General features: G+C 73.1%; 17 protein-coding genes. 11 read left to right on the plus strand and 6 right to left on the minus strand.

The window, feature by feature from the left end; all coding sequences use genetic code 11:
• Positions 1 to 23: 23 nt before the first annotated feature.
• The 3 genes from ACZ1IK_RS04635 to ACZ1IK_RS04645 are packed head-to-tail and all read left to right on the plus strand — an operon-like array spanning position 24 to position 2,223.
• Positions 24 to 524, plus strand: a complete 501-nt coding sequence (locus ACZ1IK_RS04635) for a GNAT family N-acetyltransferase (RefSeq protein ID WP_240968428.1) — start codon at positions 24 to 26, stop codon at positions 522 to 524.
• Between the two features lie 26 nt (positions 525 to 550).
• Positions 551 to 1,642, plus strand: a complete 1,092-nt coding sequence (gene tsaD / locus ACZ1IK_RS04640) for a tRNA (adenosine(37)-N6)-threonylcarbamoyltransferase complex transferase subunit TsaD (protein ID WP_465098361.1) — start codon at positions 551 to 553, stop codon at positions 1,640 to 1,642.
• A gap of 50 nt (positions 1,643 to 1,692) precedes the next feature.
• Positions 1,693 to 2,223 (plus strand): hypothetical protein, encoded by a 531-nt coding sequence (locus ACZ1IK_RS04645; protein WP_465098362.1) that lies wholly within the window; start codon positions 1,693 to 1,695, stop codon positions 2,221 to 2,223.
• A gap of 8 nt (positions 2,224 to 2,231) precedes the next feature.
• Here the strand turns inward: ACZ1IK_RS04645 and ACZ1IK_RS04650 are convergent, their stop codons facing one another.
• The 5 genes from ACZ1IK_RS04650 to ACZ1IK_RS04670 all read right to left on the minus strand — a co-directional run bounded on the left by ACZ1IK_RS04650 (position 2,232) and on the right by ACZ1IK_RS04670 (position 7,242).
• Positions 2,232 to 3,263, minus strand: a complete 1,032-nt coding sequence (locus tag ACZ1IK_RS04650) for a cation diffusion facilitator family transporter (RefSeq protein WP_069941269.1) — start codon at positions 3,261 to 3,263, stop codon at positions 2,232 to 2,234.
• Positions 3,260 to 3,754 carry a transglycosylase SLT domain-containing protein gene (locus ACZ1IK_RS04655; RefSeq protein WP_069941270.1) on the minus strand — a complete coding sequence of 165 codons (495 nt, stop codon included), beginning with the start codon at positions 3,752 to 3,754 and terminating at the stop codon, positions 3,260 to 3,262. The genes ACZ1IK_RS04650 and ACZ1IK_RS04655 overlap by 4 nt, the downstream gene beginning before the upstream one ends.
• A 5-nt stretch (positions 3,755 to 3,759) precedes the next feature.
• Positions 3,760 to 4,791 carry an NAD-dependent epimerase/dehydratase family protein gene (locus tag ACZ1IK_RS04660; protein WP_465098363.1) on the minus strand — a complete coding sequence of 344 codons (1,032 nt, stop codon included), beginning with the start codon at positions 4,789 to 4,791 and terminating at the stop codon, positions 3,760 to 3,762.
• Complete coding sequence (locus tag ACZ1IK_RS04665) at positions 4,788 to 5,963, minus strand: alcohol dehydrogenase catalytic domain-containing protein (protein WP_041104394.1); 1,176 nt, start codon at positions 5,961 to 5,963, stop codon at positions 4,788 to 4,790. Before ACZ1IK_RS04665 ends, ACZ1IK_RS04660 begins: the two co-directional genes overlap by 4 nt.
• Before the next feature lie 82 nt (positions 5,964 to 6,045).
• A complete protein-coding gene (locus tag ACZ1IK_RS04670) occupies positions 6,046 to 7,242 on the minus strand; it encodes a glutamate--cysteine ligase (protein WP_069941271.1) in 1,197 nt (398 codons plus the stop codon).
• Positions 7,243 to 7,311: 69 nt separating this feature from the next.
• On the opposite strand from ACZ1IK_RS04670, the gene ACZ1IK_RS04675 reads away from it, so the two are divergent.
• The 5 genes from ACZ1IK_RS04675 to ACZ1IK_RS04695 all read left to right on the plus strand — a co-directional run bounded on the left by ACZ1IK_RS04675 (position 7,312) and on the right by ACZ1IK_RS04695 (position 12,766).
• A complete protein-coding gene (locus ACZ1IK_RS04675) occupies positions 7,312 to 8,643 on the plus strand; it encodes a THUMP-like domain-containing protein (RefSeq protein WP_465098364.1) in 1,332 nt (443 codons plus the stop codon).
• A 170-nt stretch (positions 8,644 to 8,813) separates the two neighbouring features.
• Positions 8,814 to 9,878 carry a siderophore ABC transporter substrate-binding protein gene (locus ACZ1IK_RS04680; protein WP_144860253.1) on the plus strand — a complete coding sequence of 355 codons (1,065 nt, stop codon included), beginning with the start codon at positions 8,814 to 8,816 and terminating at the stop codon, positions 9,876 to 9,878.
• Positions 9,875 to 10,933 (plus strand): ABC transporter permease, encoded by a 1,059-nt coding sequence (locus ACZ1IK_RS04685; RefSeq protein ID WP_080695885.1) that lies wholly within the window; start codon positions 9,875 to 9,877, stop codon positions 10,931 to 10,933. Before ACZ1IK_RS04680 ends, ACZ1IK_RS04685 begins: the two co-directional genes overlap by 4 nt.
• Positions 10,926 to 12,014 (plus strand): iron chelate uptake ABC transporter family permease subunit, encoded by a 1,089-nt coding sequence (locus tag ACZ1IK_RS04690; RefSeq protein ID WP_036315899.1) that lies wholly within the window; start codon positions 10,926 to 10,928, stop codon positions 12,012 to 12,014. The genes ACZ1IK_RS04685 and ACZ1IK_RS04690 overlap by 8 nt, the downstream gene beginning before the upstream one ends.
• Complete coding sequence (locus tag ACZ1IK_RS04695) at positions 12,011 to 12,766, plus strand: iron ABC transporter ATP-binding protein (protein WP_002857584.1); 756 nt, start codon at positions 12,011 to 12,013, stop codon at positions 12,764 to 12,766. Before ACZ1IK_RS04690 ends, ACZ1IK_RS04695 begins: the two co-directional genes overlap by 4 nt.
• Before the next feature lie 205 nt (positions 12,767 to 12,971).
• On the opposite strand, the gene ACZ1IK_RS04700 is transcribed toward ACZ1IK_RS04695, so the two are convergent.
• Positions 12,972 to 13,949, minus strand: a complete 978-nt coding sequence (locus ACZ1IK_RS04700) for a hypothetical protein (RefSeq protein ID WP_101967692.1) — start codon at positions 13,947 to 13,949, stop codon at positions 12,972 to 12,974.
• Positions 13,950 to 14,583: 634 nt separating this feature from the next.
• On the opposite strand from ACZ1IK_RS04700, the gene groES reads away from it, so the two are divergent.
• The 3 genes from groES (at position 14,584) to ACZ1IK_RS04715 (ending at position 18,673) form a co-directional block, all read left to right on the plus strand.
• Complete coding sequence (gene groES, locus ACZ1IK_RS04705) at positions 14,584 to 14,880, plus strand: co-chaperone GroES (RefSeq protein WP_002857590.1); 297 nt, start codon at positions 14,584 to 14,586, stop codon at positions 14,878 to 14,880.
• A gap of 108 nt (positions 14,881 to 14,988) precedes the next feature.
• Positions 14,989 to 16,596, plus strand: coding sequence for a chaperonin GroEL (groL, locus tag ACZ1IK_RS04710; RefSeq protein WP_465098365.1), 1,608 nt, complete (start codon positions 14,989 to 14,991; stop codon positions 16,594 to 16,596).
• Between the two features lie 121 nt (positions 16,597 to 16,717).
• Positions 16,718 to 18,673 (plus strand): BCCT family transporter, encoded by a 1,956-nt coding sequence (locus tag ACZ1IK_RS04715; RefSeq protein ID WP_113913788.1) that lies wholly within the window; start codon positions 16,718 to 16,720, stop codon positions 18,671 to 18,673.
• Position 18,674: the final 1 nt, after the last annotated feature.

The following is an 18,674-nucleotide window of genomic DNA, read 5'->3' on the forward strand; positions in this document are numbered from 1 at the left end:
CGCCCGGGTACCTTCTGCGCCCCATGACCGTGTGGGACGTCCCCGAGGTGCTCGCCCACGAGGCCACGCTCTTCCCGCTCGACGCCTGGCCCGCGCACTTCTACGAGGAGGAGCTCGCCCAGACCGGCCCCGCCGGCGGACGGGACGCGCACGGCCGCCCGCCCACCCGGGACTACCGCGTGGTCGTCCGCGACGTGGCCGCGCCCGGTTCCGCGGACGACGACGGCCCCGCCCCCGGCGAGATCGTCGGCTACGGCGGGATCATGGTGGTCGGCGACGTCGCCGACGTGCAGACCGTGGGCACCGTCGCCGCGGCGCAGGGAAGGGGGATCGGCGCGGCCCAGCTGCGCTGGATGGCCGCGGAGGCCACGGTGCGCGGCGCGAGCGCCCTCATGCTCGAGGTCCGGGCCTCCAACGCCGCCGCCCGGCGGCTCTACGCGCGCCACGGATTCCAGGAGCTGCATGTGCGCCGCCGCTACTACCCGGGCGGCGAGGACGCCGTGATCATGCGCAAGGCCCTGTGACCGGGCCGCTCACTAGACTGGAGCCCATGCCCACCGCCACCGCAGCCCCCCTCGTGCTCGGCATCGAGTCCTCCTGCGACGAGACCGGCGTCGGCGTCGTCCGCGGCACCGCTCTGCTGGCCCACGAGGTCGCCTCCTCCGTGGAGGAGCACGTGCGCTTCGGCGGCGTGATCCCGGAGATCGCCGCCCGCGCCCACCTCGAGGCCCTCGTGCCCACGATCCGCCGCGCCCTGGACACCGCCGACGTCACCCTCGCGGACCTCGACGCGATCGCCGTCACCTCCGGCCCGGGTCTGGCGGGCGCGCTCATGGTGGGGGTCGCGGGGGCGAAGGCGCTGGCCACGGCCCTCGGCACGCCCCTCTACGGCATCAACCACCTCGTGGCGCACGTGGGCGTGGGCATGCTGGACGGCGTGCGGCCCGCGCAGTGGGACGACCTGCCCGCGGACCTGGGCGCGCTGCTGGTCTCCGGCGGGCACACCGAGATCCTGCGCGTGGGCCGGATCAGCTCCGAGGTCGAGCTGCTGGGCTCGACCATCGACGACGCGGCCGGCGAGGCGTACGACAAGGTCGCCCGGCTCATCGGGGCGGGCTACCCCGGGGGCCCCGTGATCGACCGGCTCGCCGCCCAGGGCGACCCGACGGCCTTCCGCTTCCCGCGCGGGCTCACCGCGGGCAAGTTCGTCGGCAGCGCCGAGGAGCCCGGCCCGCACCGGCACGACTGGTCCTTCTCCGGGCTGAAGACCGCCGTCTCCCGGGCCGTGGAGCAGTTCGAGGCCCGCGGCCTCGAGGTGCCGCGCGCGGACATCGCCGCCTCCTTCCAGGAGGCCGTCGCGGACGTGATCACCGCCAAGGCCGTCCGCGCCTGCCGCGAGCACGGGCTCACCCACCTGATGCTGGGCGGCGGCGTCGCGGCGAACTCGCGCCTGCGCGCCCTGCTCGCCGACCGGTGCCGCTCCGCCGGCATCGAGCTGACCGTCCCGCCCGTGACCCTGTGCACCGACAACGGGGCGATGGTCGCCGCGCTCGGCGCTCGTCTGGTGCGCGACGGCGTCGCCCCCTCCGACGCGTGGTTCGGCGCGGACCCGGGACAGCCGGTCGAGATCGTCAGCGTCTGACCGCGCCCGGCCTCTTGCCGCCACGCCCACGCGTTCCGTAGACAGGGCCCGTGACCGGCCTTGACCACCCCCGCCCCGAGCCCACCTCTGCCGCCGTGGACGAGGAGATGCTGGAGGACTTCCTCAATCAGCACCTGCTCGGCTCCCGCTCCGGTGTGAAGGCGTTCCGCGCCGCCGAGCAGACCTGGGCCGGCACCCCGCAGGAGGCCGCGCTGCGCCGCATCGGCGACGGCGTCCAGGAGGACCAGGACCGCCTCGAGGCGCTCATCGGCGAACTGGGCCTCCGCACCCCGCTGGTGGACCGGGCCGCCGGCGCGGCGGCCGAGGTCGGCGGACGCCTCAACCCCGTGAACGCGCTGCGCACGCGCGGCTCCGGCTGGACACAGGTCGAACTGGACCTGCTGCAGGGGATGCTCCAGGCCAAGCTCTCCATGTGGCGCGTCCTCGAGCAGCTGGCGCCGCACCTGCCGGCGGTCGATGCCGCCGAGATGCGCGGGTTGTGTGAGAAGACCGCGGAGCAGCGGCGCGAGGTCGAGCGCATCACCTTCGCCACCCTCGAGGGCCGGTTCCTGGCCGGCTGAGGCCCGGGCTACTCCTCGCCCGTCTGATGCTCCCCGGACCGACCGCCGTGCACCTCGGCGGGCAGCTCGTCCACCGGGGCGACGACGACGTCCTGCAGCTTCCAGTCCAGGGCGGCGATCGCGTCCCGCAGCGCGCAGCAGCGGCCCACCGTCACGTCCGCCCCCTCGTGCGGCACCACGAACATCTCGACGTGGAACACGTGGCCCTCGTCCCGGACGCGGGCGCCCGCGTGGCGCACCCACGGCTCCGCCCAGGCGACCCGCTCGGCACGGTCGATGAGCGGGTGCGGCCGGGCGCCGTCGATCGTGGCGGCGCGGCGATCCGCCAGGTTCGTGACGGCCTCCTTCAGGTTCTTCCAGCCGTCCAGCACGATGCTCACGCCCACGAAGATCGCCGCAGCGGAGTCCGCCCACCACCAGCCCAGGCCGATGCCGGCCACGCCGACGATGGTCGCCACGCCCGTCTGCCAGTCCGCCTTGTTCATGTCCGCGTCCGCGTACAGCACGCGGTCGTGGAGCTGCTCGGCCAGCGTGAGCTTCTTGTGGCCGAGGATCATGGGCCCGGGCACGGACAGGGCCATCACGGCCATCATGAACCAGCCCTGCCACACGGTGTGCCCGAACAGGTCGAACGTGCCGATGGGCGGGTGCTCCGCCGTCACCAGGCCCAGCACGGAGTCGCCGACGAGGACCACGCCCATCACGAACAGGGCGACGGCGGCCACGAGGTGCCCCACCCCGACGGACCGGTGAGAGCCGTAGGGCCGGGCCCGCGTCGGGGCCATGCGGGCCACGCGCAGGGCGATGAGGAACGCGATCGGCGGGATCAGGGAGAGCAGGTCCTCGATCCACGCGGCCCGCATGGCCTGCGAGGAGCCCATCACGATCGCCACGAGGACGATCGTGACCACGATCACCCCCAGCGTCACCCATTCGAGCCGCTTGGCCTGCTGGACCACGCGCTCGATCTCCGGGGGCAGCTCCGTGGCGCCGAACCGGCGCCCGCTCGGCCCCGTCTCCCGGGTGTCCCGCCGCGTCATCGGGCCTCCTCCGCTGCGTGCTGGTCGAAGTACGCCTCGAGGGCCGTGAGCATCTGATTCTCACCCAGGGGCACGGCCATCACGAGCTTCACCGGCTCGCCGTCCGGACCCTGCGCCTCGGCGTAGTCGCGGGTGATGCTCGCGTGCGACGTCCACGGGGACGCCGACGTCAGGCCGCCGGCCACCAGGTCCACGTCGCCCTTCTCCAGCGCGGTCATGAGCGCCTCCTCCCCGGCCACGGTCCACTCGACGCGTGCGTCGTGCGCCGCCGCGAACCCGCGGATCAGGTCGGGCTCGGGGCCGACGGGCTCGGCGCCCGAGGCGTCCACGTGGGGCGGGTGGTGCACGACGCCGGCGCGCAGCACCCCGCCCGTGACGCGGTCCAGGGTGCCGTCCGGGTCGGCGGGGTAGCCGGAGGAGGTGCAGGCGGTGAACCCGAGGGCGGCGCCCCCGAGCAGGCCCGTCAGGGCGGCCCGGCGGGTGAAGGTCATCGCCCTCATTCCATGGGCGAGTGCGAGCGGTGCCCGGCGTTGCCCAGACCTTCGGCACCGTCGAGATGGTCGAGCACGAGGCGGACCGCCTCCCGGGCGTCGGTGGTCTCGGACCAACCGGTCGCGGCGCGCAGGGCCGTGGTGTCCATGATGGGCACCGCTGCGGCCATGTCCACCCACCCCGGGTCGGTGGGCTGCAGCCGTGCCCGGTAGCTCAGCGCCGCGGCCGCGCGGAACAGGCCCACGGGCAGCTCCAGGATGCGGCGCGCCCCGAGGACGGTGCCCATGGTGTGCGCGTCCAGCACGGGGTCGGCGGCCACATTGAAGGCGCCGCCTGCCCGGTGGACGATCACGCGCCAGTACGCGTCCGCCACGTCCTGGGCCGTGAGCGCCTGGAATCGCAGGCCCCGCGGGAACGGGAGCACCGGAGTGCGCAGGCGGGCGACCAGACGGGCGGGGACGAGGTCTCCCAGGAAGTAGTCCTTGATCTCGGGCCCGGCGGCGGACTGGAAGATCAGCCCGGGGCGCAGCCGGGTCACGAGCAGCTCGGGGTGCTCGGCCTGCACGCGGTCGAGGATCGACTCGACCTCGGCCTTCTGTTCGGCGTAGTGCGAGGTGGGGACCCCGGTGGTGGGATGGGACTCGGGCACGGCGCGGCCCTTCGGCCCGGGCCCGTACGCGCCCACCGAGGACGCGTAGACCAGGTGGGGCACGCCCGCCTCGGCCACGGCCCGGAACACCCGCTCGTTGCCGGCCACGTTGACGGCGCGCAGGTGGTCGCGGTCGCGGTTGGGGCGGATCACCCACACCAGGTCGACGACGGCGTCGGCGCCGGTCACGATCTCGCGCAGCCGCCCCGCCGCCGTGGGCTCCGCCACGTCCAGGCGGTGCCACTCGACGCCCTCGTAGGGCGCTCCGGCCCGGTCCGGGCCGCGCCGGCTCACGCCCACGATCGAGCTCACCTCGTCCGCGGCCTGGAGGCGGTGCAGGACAGCGGTGCCGACGTTGCCCGTCGCGCCCAGGACGACGATCCTCACGGCTTCAGTACCACCTTGACGCAGCCGTCCTCCTTCTTCTGGAACGTCTCATAGAGGGCGGGCGCGTCCTCGAGCGAGGCGGTGTGCGTGGTCAGGTCGAGCACGCCGAGGGGGTCGGACGGGTCGTCGAGCAGGGGCAGCAGGTCGTCCACCCAGCGACGGACGTTGCACTGGCCCATCGTCAGGGTGACCTGCTTGTCGAACAGGGTGAGCATCGGCATCGGGTCCTTCATGCCGCCGTAGACCCCGGAGAGCGACACCGTGCCGCCGCGCCGGACCGCGTCGATCGCGGTGTGGAGGGCGCTCAGGCGGTCGACGCCGGCGGTCTTCATGGCCGCCCGGCCGAGCGCGTCGGGCAGCAGGCCCACGGCGGTGTGGGCCGCATGCCCCGCCGGGGAGGCGTGCGCCTCCATGCCGACCGCGTCCACGACCCCGTCGGGACCGCGGCCGCCGGTGCGCTCGCGGAGCACCTCGGCCTCGCCGCCGTCGGCGTCCAGGACCTCGATGCCGTGCCGGGCCGCCATCGCGCGGCGCTCGGGGACCGGGTCGACGCCGATCACCCGGTACCCCAGGTGCACGCCGATGCGTGCCGCCAGCTGGCCGATGGGGCCGAGGCCGAGCACCGCGAGCGTGCCGCCGTCGGGGACGTTCGCGTACTGGACCCCCTGCCAGGCGGTGGGGACGACGTCCGAGAGGAACAGCCACTGCTCATCCGGGCCGGTGTGCGGCACCTTCACGGGGCCGTAGTCCGCGTGGGGCACGCGCAGCAGCTCGGCCTGTCCGCCGGGGACGGAGCCGTAGAGCCGGGAGTAGCCGAAGAGCGCGGCGCCGGAGCCCTGCTCCCGCACCTGGGTGGTCTCGCACTGCGACTGCAGCCCGCGCTGACACATCCAGCACCGCCCGCAGGAGATGGTGAAGGGCACGACCACCCGGTCACCGGGCCGGATGTGGGTGACCTCGGACCCGACCTCGCGGACGATGCCCATCGGCTCGTGGCCGATCACGTCTCCCGCGTCCATGAACGGCCCCAGGACCTCGTACAGATGCAGGTCCGACCCGCAGATGCCGGTCGAGGTGACCTCGATGATCGCGTCCGTCGGCTCCTGGATCCGAGGATCCGGGACGTCCTCGACGGCGACGTTGCGCTTTCCCTGCCATGTGAGTGCTCGCATGGTGCGACCGTAGCCGCGCCGGGCGGGCCGGCGGAAGCGTGCAGGCGCGGCGGGGCCGCAGCCTCGCCGGGGGAGCGGCCGCTCAGCCGGCGCGGCCGTCCAGCGACGCGCGGGTGCGGGCGGCGGCGTCCAGCACGACCGCGCGCAGCGGGGCCACCGCGTCATCCGTGTCCTCACCCGCGGCCGGCGGGCCGGCCAGGGCCTGTGCCTCCACACGACGCTGACGCGCGGCGCCGCCGTCGTCGATCATCGCCTGGACGCCGGCGAGCTCCGCCGCGCAGCCCAGCCGCTCGGCGACCGGGGTCAGTCGCTCGATCTCCGCCGGCAGGTGCTCCGCCAGCGGGACCTGGGTGCCCCGGGCGTCCACGATCACGGTGGCGTCCATGCCGTACCGGGCGGCGCGCCACTTGTTCTCCTGCACGTGCCACGGCGGCAGGACCTCGACCGTCTCGCCGCGCTCCAGGCTCGCGGACAGGTCATCCACGAGGCACTGCGTGTAGGCGGTCACGGCGGCGATCTCCTCGAGCGTGGCCAGGCCGTCGCACGCGCGCATCTCCACCGTGCCCAGGCGGGGCACGGCCCGCACGTCCCAGCGGCACTCGGTGACGTCCGCGATCATGCCCACCTGCTCCATCTGGGCCACGCAGCGCTCGAAGTCCTCCCACTCCTGGAACTGGAACGGCAGGCCGGCCGTGGGCAGCTGCTGGAACAGGAGGGTGCGCTGGGACTGGTAGCCCGTGTCCGTGCCCGCCCAGAAGGGGGAGGAGGCCGAGAGTGCGAGCAGGTGCGGCACGCGGTTGACCAGGCCGTTCACCACCGGCATGGCCTTGGAGACGTCATCCAGGCCCACGTGCACGTGCACGCCGAAGATCAGCAGCTGCCGACCCCAGTACTGGGTGAGATCCAGCATGCGGTCGTAGCGCTCACTGGGCGTCGAGGGCTGCGCGATCGCGTCCGCGAACGGGTGCGTGCCCTGGCAGAACAGGGAGATGCCCCGCGCAGCCGCGGCGTCGGCCACGCGCGCGGCGATCCGGCCGAGGTCCGCCGTCGCGGCGTCGACGCGCTCGTGCACACCCGTGACGAGTTCCACCGTGTTCTGCAGGAGCTCGCTGGTCATGTGCGGGTTCACGTCGTCCTCGGCGAGGCCCTCGGTCACATGCAGGGCGCGCAGCAGGTCCGGGGCCTCGGAGCGCAGCTCGCCGGACACGGCGTCCACGAGCGCGAGCTCCCACTCGATTCCGAGAGTGGACTGCGCGGAGTCGGCGAAGGGCAGAGTCATGCCGCCCATCCTAGAAGCCCCTGCCGGGTCTGCGCCCGGTGTCCACGCTTCGGACCTAGGGTGGGGCGCATGGCCCGTCCCCGCCCCGGCTCCCGCTCGCCGCGCCCCACGGCCGCCGCCTCGGAGGCGGACGCCACTGCCCTGACCCCCGTCCTCGAGCCGGAGGGCCGCGCGCTCCTCGACTCCCTCGCCGGGTACCGGGAGGCCGACGCGCTCGCGGTCTCCTCCCGCCTGCGTGCGGCCGGGCATCCTCCGGAGCGCGTGGCCGCCGCGCTGACCCAGGCCGCGCTGCGGTCCCGGGCGGAGGCCCGCCTCGGGCGGCAGGCGCGCCGGATGCTGTTCACCCGCGACGGCCTGGAGCAGGCCACCCGCCCGCTGGTCGCGGGCCTGCACGCGGACCGGCTGGCGGCCGCGGGGGCCCGGTGCGTCGCCGACCTCGGCTGCGGTCTCGGCCTGGACGCGCGCGCCTTCGCCGACCGGGGCCTGGACGTCGTGGCGGTGGAGCGGGACGCCGTCGTCGCCGCGGCCGCCGAGGTGAACCTCGCCGGCCTCCGCGGTGCGCGTGTGGTGCACGGCGACGCCGTGGCCTGGGCCCGCGCCCACGTGCCCGCCGAGGCGGACGCGGTGTGGCTGGACCCCGCCCGCCGTCAGGTCGGCGGGGGCGGGTCCGCGCGCGTGTTCGACCCCGAGGCGTTCTCCCCGCCCCTGAGCGTCGTGACGGACATTGCCGCGACGGGCGTGCCGGTCGGGGTCAAGCTCGGCCCGGGGCTCCCGCACGAGGCCGTGCCGGAGGGCGCCGAGGCCGAGTGGGTGAGCGTCGACGGCGACGTCGTGGAGGCCGCCCTGTGGTTCAACGCGGCGGCCCGCCCCGGGGTGCGGCGGGCGGCGCGCGTCATGACCGTCCGGGGTGGGGAGACGACGACGGCGCAGCTCGTCTCCGGCGCGGACTTCGGCGACTCGCCCGAGGTCGAGGCCGTGGGGGAGGAGGGCATGGCGGGGCTCGTCGGCGCGGTCCTGCACGAACCGGACGGCGCGGTCATCCGGGCCGGACTCGTGACGGACCTGGCCGTGTCCTGGCCCGTGCCGACGCGGCAGCTGGACCCCCACCTGGCCTACCTCGTCGCGCCCGAGCCCGTGCACGACGGCCTGGCCCGCGCCCATCGGATCGAGGCGGTGCACGGTTTCCACCTGGCCTCCCTGCGGCGCTGGGCGAAGGAGACCGGGGTGGGCCGGCTGGACGTGAAGAAGCGGGGCATCCGCGAGACGCCCGAGGAGGTGCGTCGCGCCGTCCTCGGCGGGGCGAAGCCGGGCCGGCGTGGCGGGGCCGGACGGCACGCCACCCTCGTGCTGGCGCGCGTGGGTCGGTCGCGGTTCGCCCTCGAGGTGACGCCGTTGGACTGACGGGGCTCGAGGCCGCGGGCCCCGGGCGGCGGGAGCCGTCGAACCCCCGTTGGGGGATTACGGCACCCTCGTGTACGGTATTCGACTGAGGCAAGGCTCACCTCCACGGGAGCGCGCCCACCACCCCGACTGCTCATCCCGGGGCAGCCCCGCCGCCCAGAAGGAGAACCATGCCGCGTTCCGTCAGCGCCCCCCGCCTCGCCCGTCTCGCCCTGACCTCGGTGGCGGCCCTCGCCCTCGTCGGCTGCTCCGCCGGCGGCGCGGCCACGGGCTCGTCCTCCGCGAGCGCCTCCGGCGAGTCCTCGGCCTCCGCGAGCGCCGCCGGCGGCTCCTCGGCCGCCTCGGGCGGCATCGCGGCCGGGGTCACCGTCACCGACATGTCCGGCGCCGAGGTCACCCTGCCGGAGGAGGTCGACTCCGTCATCGCCACGGACAACCGCGCCTTCCGCACGCTGGACGACTGGGGCGTCGAGCTGTCGGCCGCACCGAAGCAGATCATGTACAAGGGCGAGGGCGGGCCCTCCTACCTCCAGGACGACTCGGTCGCCGACATCGGCAACCACCGGGAGCCGGACATGGAGCTGTTCGTCACCGCCGAGCCGGACGTCGTGTTCAACGGCCAGCGGTTCAACGAGCGCAAGGCCGAGATCGACGAGCTGACCGGCGACGCCGCCGTCGTGGACACGGACTTCGACGTCACGCAGACCCCCATGGACGAGGGCCTGAAGGAGCTGACCACCCTGCTGGGCGAGGCCACCGGCCACGAGGCCGATGCCGAGAAGCTCATCGCCGACTTCGACGCCGCCACCCAGCGCGCCAAGGACGCCTACGACCCCGAGCAGACCGTCATGGGCCTCATCGCCTCGGGCGGCGAACTGTCGTACGTCGCGCCCAGCACCGGTCGCGCCATCGGCCCGTTCTTCGACATGCTGGAGCTGACCCCGGCCCTCGAGCAGTCGGGCACCGACAACCACCAGGGCGACGACATCTCCGTCGAGGCCATCGCGAAGTCGAACCCGGACTGGCTGATCGTCATGGACCGCGACGCCGCCATCGGCGAGGAGAACGCCACCGCTGCCGAGCTGATCGAGCGCTCCGAGGCCCTCCAGGACGTGACCGCGGTGAAGGAGGGCAACATCGTGTACCTGCCCACCGACTTCTACGTCGCCGAGGACATCCAGAACCACACCACCGTCATGGAAGACCTCGCGAAGGCCTTCGAAGGCGCGCAGTGATTCTCGACGTGCGTCACCACGTCGCCGACGCCCCGCCCCGGCTCGAGGAGCCGGGGCGGGGCGACCGCGTCTGCTGGGTCCCGCCCGCCGTCCTGCGGCCCGAGCGCACCCGCTGGCAGCGCACTTGGCCGCTGCTGGCCGGCATCGTGGTGACCGCGGTCCTCGTCGTGGTCTCGCTGTTCGTGGGCGTGTACGACGTCGGCGCGGAGGGTGGACGCGAGATGTTCGCCATCACGCGCGTGCCGCGCACGGTCGCCCTCGTGCTGGCCGGCGCCTCGATGGCGATGTGCGGGCTGATCATGCAGCTCATGACGCAGAACCGCTTCGTGGAGCCCAGCACCACGGGCACCACCGAGTGGGCCGGTCTCGGCCTGCTGGTGACCATGGTGCTCGTGCCGGGGGCGGGCCTGGTGACCCGGATGGCCGGGGCCATCCTCTTCGCCTTCGTCGGCACCCTCGTGTTCTTCCTCTTCCTGCGGCGTGTGCGCCTGCAGTCCTCCCTCATCGTGCCGATCGTGGGCATCATGCTCGGCGCCGTCGTGGGCGCCGCGTCGACGTTCCTCGCCCTCCAGACGGACATGCTGCAGCAGGTGGGCGCGTGGTTCGCGGGCTCGTTCACCTCCGTGGTCCGCGGCCGGTACGAGCTGCTCTTCCTCGTGCTGATCGTGTGCGTGGCGGTCTTCGTCATCGCGGACCGCTTCACCGTGGCCGGCCTCGGCAAGGACGTCGCCACGAACGTCGGCCTCAACTACGACGCCGTGATCCTCACCGGCGTGGCCATGGTGGCCGTGGCCACCGGCGTGGTCACCGTGGTGATCGGGGCCCTCCCGTTCCTGGGGCTCGTGGTCCCCAACCTCGTGTCCATGGTCCGCGGCGACAACCTGCGGACGAACCTGCCCTGGGTGGTCATGGTCGGCGTGTGGATCGTGATCGTCTGCGACCTGATCGGGCGCACCGTGATCGCCCCGTTCGAGGTGCCCATCTCGCTGATCCTGGGCCTCGTGGGCGCGATCGTGTTCCTCGCCCTGCTGCTGAGGCAGGCCAAGCATGGCTGAGCCGCTCGCGACCGCCCCGGGTCGCATCCCCGCCCCGCCCGGCGGCGCCACCGCGGCCGGGCCCGTCGAGGCCGACGCACCGCGCCGGTCCGGCGCGTTCGTCACCGCCGCCGACCGCCGGAGGTATGCGGTCGTCGTCGCCGTGCTGGCCGCCGTCGCCGTGCTCTCCACCGCCGGGATCCTGCTGTGGGGCAACGAGGCCGAACCCGGTTCGCGCGCGTTCTGGATGATCGCGCGGATGCGCGTGGAGTCCCTGGGCGTGATCGGCATCGTGGCGCTGTGCCACTCCTTCGCGACCGTCACCTTCCACACGGTGACGGGCAACCGCATCATCACGCCCTCGATCATGGGGTTCGAGGCGCTCTACACGGCCGTGTCGACCGTCGCCGTGTACGTGCTGGGAGCCGCCGGCGTCGCGGTGCTGACCGGGGTGGGGCCGTTCCTCGCCCAGGCCGCGCTCATGGTGGCGCTGGCGACGGCCCTGTACTCGTGGCTGCTCTCCCGGCCCTACGGCAGCGTCCATCTGATGCTGCTCGTGGGCGTGGTGCTGGGCGGCGGGCTGGCCGCGCTGAGCACGTTCATGCAGCGACTGCTGGACCCGAACTCGTTCGACCTGCTGAGCGCGCGGCTCTTCGGCAACATCTCCAACGCCCGGACCGAGTACGTGGCGATCGCCGCGCCCATCGCCGTCGTCGTGTGCGCGCTGCTGTGGCTGCGCTCCCGCCGCCTGAACACGGTGGCGCTCGGCGCCGACGCCGCGACCAACCTGGGCCTGCACCACCGGCGCGAGCTCATGGTGACGCTGCTGCTGGTCTCCGTGCTGATGGCCATGACCACCGCGCTCGTGGGCCCGATGACGTTCCTCGGCTTCCTCGTGGCGACGCTGGCGTACAGCCTCGTCGACACCCACGACCACCGGTTCATCCTCCCGGTGGCGGCGCTGGCCGGGTACGCGGTGCTCACGAGCGCCTACTTCGTGCTGCGGCACGTGTTCTACGCGGGGGGTGCGGTCACGGTGGTCATCGAGCTGATCGGCGGCATCACCTTCCTGGTCGTCGTGATGAGAAAGGGACGTCTGTGATCGAGCTGCGCGGCGTGGTGAAGCGCCACAGCGATGAGGTGTGCATCGGACCCGTGGACCTGGACATCCAGGCCGGGGGAGTGACCGCGCTCGTGGGGCCCAACGGGGCGGGCAAGTCCACGCTGCTGACGATGATCGGCCGGCTGCAGGACGCCGACGCCGGGACGATCGCCGTGGGCGGGCACGACATCACCACGACGCCGTCCCGGAAGATCGCGCAGACCCTGTCCATCCTGCGGCAGGAGAACCACTTCGTGACGCGGCTGACCGTGCGGCAGCTCGTGGGGTTCGGGCGCTACCCGTACACGCGCGGCCGGCTGACCCTGGAGGACGAGCGGCACGTGTCCGACGCGATCGACTTCCTCAACCTCGGCCCGTTCGAGAACCGGTACCTCGACCAGCTCTCGGGCGGCCAGCGGCAGCGGGCGTACGTGGCGATGGTGCTGGCGCAGAACACCGAGTACGTGCTGCTGGACGAGCCGCTGAACAACCTGGACATGCAGCACTCGGTGCAGATGATGCAGCAGCTGCGTCGGGCGGCCGACGAGCTGGGCCGGACCGTGGTGATCGTGCTGCACGACATCAACTTCGCCGCCCACTACGCCGACCGGATCGTGGCCATGGGCGACGGCCAGGTGGTGGAGACCGGCACCCCGGCCGAGATCCTGCGCCCTGAGGTGCTGGAGCGGATCTTCAAGACCCCCTGCAGCGTGGTGGACGGACCGCACGGGCCGCTGGCCGTGTACTACTGAGCGGGGCGACGGTGAGGCCGGCCCGGGTCGGTCCGGGCGGGGGTCGGGTGCCCGGCCGACGCGAGCGTTCCGTGGGCAGAACCCGCCGGGTCTCGCCTTCCGTGGGCAGAACCCGCGTGTTTCCAGGTTCCGTGGGCAGAAGCACCCTCGCTTCTGCCCACGGAACCCCTGCGCATGGACGGCAGGGCCGTACGCGACGACGACGTCAGGCATCCCAGCCGTTCGAGACCTGTGCCCGTCGTCTGAGGACGGCCTCGATCACCCGCGCATATCCCTCGCCGACGTCCCGGCCCGTGACGTGCAGGGTCATCTGCCCACGCTCCGCGTAGTACTGGTCTCGCCGGGCGTCCCGGGCGTGTTGCTCGGCACTCCGGTGCACCTCGCCGTCGTACTGGAGGACGAGCCGGCAGTCCTCGAACCACAGATCGGCCTCGGGGGCGTCCCACCGCCCGGGGTCGAACACGTGCTGCAGCGTCGGCTCGCCCAGCCCCGCCTCGACGAGCGCCAGCCTCAGCCGGGTCTCCTGCGGCGAGTCGGCACCCACCCGTACGCGCTCGAGCGCCGCCGTCGCCCGCGGTCTTCCGACGAACCGCCCGAGCGGCCGCATCGCCTCGTGCAGCGCGGTGACCGTGGTGATGGGAGGCCGCCGGCCGCGCGGGGACCAGGGGTGACGGACCAGGTGGTCACCCGCCGACACGAGGGATGCCTCGTCCCAGGGGTGGCCGATCGAGCACAGATCGAGCCAGGTCCGTTCCGGCGTCGTCACCCGTAGCCCGAGCACGGAGGTGACGTGGCCGGCGGGCAGGGGTCTGCGGTGCTCCATGACGCCGGGGATCCGCGCCCGTGCGGTGCCGCGGTGCAACGTGATCTCGACGGCGGCGCGTCGCGTGGCCCCGCCCGGGGGAAGCGGGAGGCCGTGGAGGTGCGCCGCCGTCTCGTGGGAGAGAACGGCGTCGGGACGGGACCGCAGGAGGGCGGTCAGCAGGTCGAGGCCGACCCCGTGGTGCGGCGGCGGGAGCCCGGCAGACTCCCAGGTGCGCAGCGGCATGTCACGGCGACGGTGGATGCCGCGGGCGAGGCGGAGGACGTCGGACCGCCGCACCCGGCTGGGCGGCAGACCGCGTTCGAGCACGTCGCGGGTGGTGAAGACGGGGACGAGGGGGAGATCGGGGGCGAAGGACATGGGTCGACCTTGACGCGGTCGGCCTGACGACGGCCGGGCGGGCCGCGTGTCTGTGCACACCAGCGCAGGGTGGGCCGGCTGTGCAGGACTCGGCGGCGGCCGGTTGTCCCGCCGGGACGACGTCGTCATGGCTCGGTGGGCAGAACTGCGAGGAGTTCCGCCCACGCAACATCCGTGGGCAGAAGAGAGGGCGCTTCTGCCCACGGAGATCGAAAACCTGCGGATGCTGCCCACGCGATGGGCGGGGGTGTGGTTTCTGCCCACGGAGGGGGGAGGGGGGAGGGCGGGGAGTGGGGGAGGGACAGGTTGCGGGCCGCAGTCGTGACCACTCCGCGTGCTCTTGGGCTCGGAACCCGCCCCACCCGCCGCCCCACGGTGCCCCACCGCACCGCGCCCCACGCCTCCGCCCGCGGCGGACGGCGGGGACACGGCTGGCACTCATGTTGAAGGAGTGCCAGAACCCGGAGTAGAGTCTGGACTGGCACTCGGGGGTACCGGGTGCCAATGCCCGAGGTGGACCGTCCGGCACCGCGACGACGGAGGGTCTGACGCCCGTGGCGCACCCGCAGACCACAGCATCAGCGGACCGGCGAGCCCGCCGGAGCCGCACGTCGACGAAGAAGGAGTGTGCAGCATGTCTGTCTCCATCAAGCCCCTCGAGGATCGCATCGTTGTCCGCCCCCTGGAGGCCGAGCAGACCACCGCGTCGGGCCTCGTGATCCCGGACACCGCCAAGGAGAAGCCGCAGGAGGGCCAGGTCGTGGCCGTGGGCCCGGGCCGGGTCGCCGAGAACGGCAACCGCGTGCCGGTCGACGTCGCCGAGGGTGACGTGGTGCTGTACTCCAAGTACGGCGGCACCGAGGTCAAGGTCGGCGGCGAGGAGTACCTGGTGCTCTCCGCCCGCGACGTGCTGGCCGTCGTCACCAAGTGACCCCGCCGCGACGGGCCCGGTGAGCGGCGCGCACCGCACCGGTGCGCGCGCCCCGGGCCCCTCGCGTCCCCGCACCCCCTGACTCCCTGAACGAAAGGAGCGTCCGTCATGGCCAAGCAGCTGGCTTTCAACGACGACGCACGCCGCGCCCTCCAGGCCGGCATCGACAAGCTCGCCGACACCGTCAAGGTCACCCTCGGCCCCAAGGGCCGCAACGTGGTGCTCGACAAAGCGTGGGGCGCCCCCACCATCACCAACGACGGCGTCACGATCGCCCGTGAGGTGGAGCTGGAGGACCCGTACGAGAACATGGGCGCCCAGCTCGCCAAGGAGGTCGCCACCAAGACCAACGACATCGCGGGCGACGGCACCACCACCGCCACCGTGCTGGCCCAGGCGCTCGTGAACGAGGGCATGCGCCAGGTCGCCGCCGGCGCCGCGCCGGGCGAGGTCAAGAAGGGCATCGAGGTGGCCGTGGCCGCCGTCGAGCAGCGCCTGCAGGAGAACGCCCGCCCGGTTGAGGGCCAGGAGGTGGCCCACGTGGCCGCCATCTCGGCCCAGAACGACGAGGTCGGCGAGCTGCTGGCCCGCGCGTTCGACACGGTCGGCACCGACGGCGTCATCACCATCGAGGAGTCCTCCACGACCTCCACCGAGCTGGACGTCACCGAGGGCATGCAGTTCGACAAGGGCTTCCTGTCCCCGTACATGGTCACCGACGCCGAGCGTCAGGAGGCCGTGCTCGAGGACGCCTACGTCCTGATCAACTCGGGCAAGATCTCCAACGTGCAGGAGCTGCTGCCCCTGCTGGAGAAGGTCCTGCAGGCCAACAAGCCGCTGTTCGTGATCGCCGAGGACGTCGAGGGCGAGGCCCTGTCCACCCTCGTGGTGAACAAGATCCGCGGCACCCTGAACGTCGTGGCCGTCAAGGCCCCGGGCTTCGGCGACCGCCGCAAGGCCATGATGCAGGACATCGCGATCCTCACCGGCGCCCAGGTCGTCTCCCCGGACCTCGGCATGAAGCTCGAGCAGGCCGACCTGGACGTGCTCGGCTCCGCCCGCCGCATCACCGTCACCAAGGACGAGACCACCATCGTCGACGGCGGCGGTGCGGCCGAGGACGTCGAGGCCCGGGTCGCCCAGATCAAGGCCGAGTCCGCCGCGACCGACTCCGACTGGGACCGCGAGAAGCTCCAGGAGCGCCTCGCCAAGCTCTCCGGCGGCATCGGCGTGATCCGCGTGGGCGCCGCCACCGAGGTGGAGCTCAAGGAGCGCAAGCACCGCATCGAGGACGCCGTGTCCTCGACCCGCGCCGCCCTCGAGGAGGGCATCGTGGCCGGCGGGGGCACCGCGCTCATCAACGCGCTGAGCGTGCTCGACACCGACGCCAACGTCCAGGCCCTGACCGGCGACGCCGCCGTGGGCGTGGACATCGTCCGCAAGGCCCTGAAGCAGCCGCTGCGCTGGATCGCCCAGAACGCGGGCGAGGACGGCTACGTGGTGGTCTCCAAGGTCGCCGAGCTGGAGCCGAACCACGGCTTCAACGCGAAGACCGGCGTCTACGGCGACCTGATCGCCGACGGCGTGATCGACCCGGTCAAGGTGACCCGCTCCGCGCTGGCCAACGCCGCCTCCATCGCGGCCCTCGTGCTGACCACCGAGACCCTCGTGGCGGACAAGCCCGCCGAGGAGGACGAGGCCGGCCACCAGCACTGACCCCTCCGTCGGCCCTGACGCGGCCGGCCGACGACGACGGCCCCTCGCCCGCCCGGGTGAGGGGCCGTCGTCGTGCGGGCGGGAGACGACCGCCGTCCGGCGCGCCCCCTATGGTGTCCCCATGGACACACCCACGCCGCCCCGTCCCACCGGGTCCCACACGACCCGGACCCCGGCCCGGCCACGGCTGCGCCGCTTCGTCCGCGAGTTCTCCTATCCGCACGGCATCCACCCGGCCCTCGTGCCGGGCGTGTCCGTGGAGGACCGCCGGGTGCGCTACGGCGTGGACCGGGTGATCCTCGCCGTCGTCGGCCTGCTGGTGGTCGGCTTCGTGGTGTGGGGCGTGCTGCAGCCGGACGCCGTGCTGGCCGTCTCGAGCGCGGCCCTCGACTGGGTGATGGTCCACGCCGGCTGGCTGTTCGCCCTGCTGGCCATCGGGATGGTGGTGTTCCTGCTGGCCCTGGCGTTCTCCCGGTACGGCGAGATCCCGCTGGGACTGGACGGGGAGAAGCCGGAGTACTCCACGGCGAGCTGGTCGGCCATGCTCTTCGCGGCCGGCATCGGCATCGGCATCATCTTCTTCGGCCCGTACGAGCCGCTGACCTACTACCTGGCCCCGCGCCCGGGGGCGTACGAGGCGGGGAGCGAGGAGGCGGTGACGGGCGCGCTGGCCCAGGCCGCGCTGCACTGGGGCGTGAACGCGTGGGCGATCTACGCGATCGTCGGTCTGTCGGTCGGCTACGTGTCCTACCGCCGGGGCCGGGTGCCGCTGATGAGCTCGATCATCGCGCCGCTGTTCGGCGACTCCCAGCGCAGCGACTCGGTCGGCGCGCGCCTGATCGACGGGCTCGCGATCATCGCCACACTGTTCGGCACGGCGGCCTCGCTGGGCATCGGCGCCCTGCAGATCGGCCGCGGCGTGGAGATCGTCTCGGGCTGGTCGGCGCCGGGGAACACGGTGGCGCTGGGGATCATCGTGGTGCTCACGATCGGCACCATCTTCTCGGCGGTGTCCGGTGTGGCCCGCGGCATCCGGTGGCTGTCCAACATCAACATGCTGCTCGCCCTCGGCCTGGCGCTGTTCTTCTTCGTCGTCGGCCCGACGGCGTTCCTGCTGAACATCGTGCCCGGCGTCCTGATGGACTACGTCTCCTCCGCCCCGGACGCCCTCGGCGCCTCGATGGCCCAGGGGGAGGACATGCAGGAGTTCCTCTCCAGCTGGACGATCTTCTACTGGGCGTGGTGGGTCAGCTGGGCCCCGTTCGTGGGCGTGTTCATGGCGAAGATCTCGAAGGGTCGGACCATCCGCCAGTACGTCCTCGGGGCCCTGTTCATCCCGGCCGCGGTGATCGTCGGCGCGTTCACGATCATCGGCGGCACCACCATCTGGCTGCAGCGGACCCAGGGCTCCGTGGCGCCGGACGGCACAGCCGCGTCGCTGCCCGCGCCGGCGGAGATCTTCTGGGTGGTCCTGGACCAGCTGCCCGGCGGCGGGCTGGTGGCCCCGGTCGTGATCGTCATGCTGGCGGTCTTCTTCATCACGACGGCGGACTCCGCCTCGATCGTGAATTCGCAGCTCTCGCAGCGCGGCGCCCCGGCCCCGCGCCGCACGATCACGGTGTTCTGGGCACTGTGCATGGCGGGCATCGCGGTCGTGATGCTGCTGACCGGCGGCGACACCGCGCTCACCGGCCTGCAGAACCTCATCACCATCACGGCGCTGCCGTTCACCGTGGTGCTCGTCCTCATGGCGGTCGCGCTCCAGCGCGAACTGGCCAACGACCCCTTCGCGATCCGTGACCGGTACCAGCGGGCCGCCGTCGAGAAGGCGACGGTGCGGGGCCTGGTGGAGTACGGGGACGACTTCGCGTTCACGGTGGAGCGCACCCCGCCGGGCAGCTGGTACGCGGCCGGCGAGGGATTCGACTCCACCGCCGCGGAGATCACCGACTGGTACCGCCGCACGGACGAGGACGGGAACCCCGTGGACTACGACTACGTGCTGGGCGAGTACCTGGACGAGGGGGACGGGGACGGCGCGGACGGGCCCGCCGGAGCGGGCCCGTCCGGTCGCTGAC

The organism is Micrococcus sp. CS26 (genome assembly GCF_055522295.1).

Excerpts from the sequence above, each read along its gene's own strand:
- ACZ1IK_RS04675 (WP_465098364.1), top strand. The coding sequence starts at position 7,312 with ATGGCCCGTCCCCGCCCCGGCTCCCGCTCGCCGCGCCCCACGGCCGCC.
- ACZ1IK_RS04690 (WP_036315899.1), top strand. The coding sequence starts at position 10,926 with ATGGCTGAGCCGCTCGCGACCGCCCCGGGTCGCATCCCCGCCCCGCCC.
- groES (WP_002857590.1), top strand. The coding sequence starts at position 14,584 with ATGTCTGTCTCCATCAAGCCCCTCGAGGATCGCATCGTTGTCCGCCCC.
- ACZ1IK_RS04670 (WP_069941271.1), bottom strand. The coding sequence starts at position 7,242 with ATGACTCTGCCCTTCGCCGACTCCGCGCAGTCCACTCTCGGAATCGAG.
- ACZ1IK_RS04635 (WP_240968428.1), top strand. The coding sequence starts at position 24 with ATGACCGTGTGGGACGTCCCCGAGGTGCTCGCCCACGAGGCCACGCTC.
- ACZ1IK_RS04715 (WP_113913788.1), top strand. The coding sequence starts at position 16,718 with ATGGACACACCCACGCCGCCCCGTCCCACCGGGTCCCACACGACCCGG.
- ACZ1IK_RS04665 (WP_041104394.1), bottom strand. The coding sequence starts at position 5,963 with ATGCGAGCACTCACATGGCAGGGAAAGCGCAACGTCGCCGTCGAGGAC.
- tsaD (WP_465098361.1), top strand. The coding sequence starts at position 551 with ATGCCCACCGCCACCGCAGCCCCCCTCGTGCTCGGCATCGAGTCCTCC.
- ACZ1IK_RS04650 (WP_069941269.1), bottom strand. The coding sequence starts at position 3,263 with ATGACGCGGCGGGACACCCGGGAGACGGGGCCGAGCGGGCGCCGGTTC.
- ACZ1IK_RS04680 (WP_144860253.1), top strand. The coding sequence starts at position 8,814 with ATGCCGCGTTCCGTCAGCGCCCCCCGCCTCGCCCGTCTCGCCCTGACC.
- ACZ1IK_RS04700 (WP_101967692.1), bottom strand. The coding sequence starts at position 13,949 with ATGTCCTTCGCCCCCGATCTCCCCCTCGTCCCCGTCTTCACCACCCGC.
- groL (WP_465098365.1), top strand. The coding sequence starts at position 14,989 with ATGGCCAAGCAGCTGGCTTTCAACGACGACGCACGCCGCGCCCTCCAG.
- ACZ1IK_RS04655 (WP_069941270.1), bottom strand. The coding sequence starts at position 3,754 with ATGACCTTCACCCGCCGGGCCGCCCTGACGGGCCTGCTCGGGGGCGCC.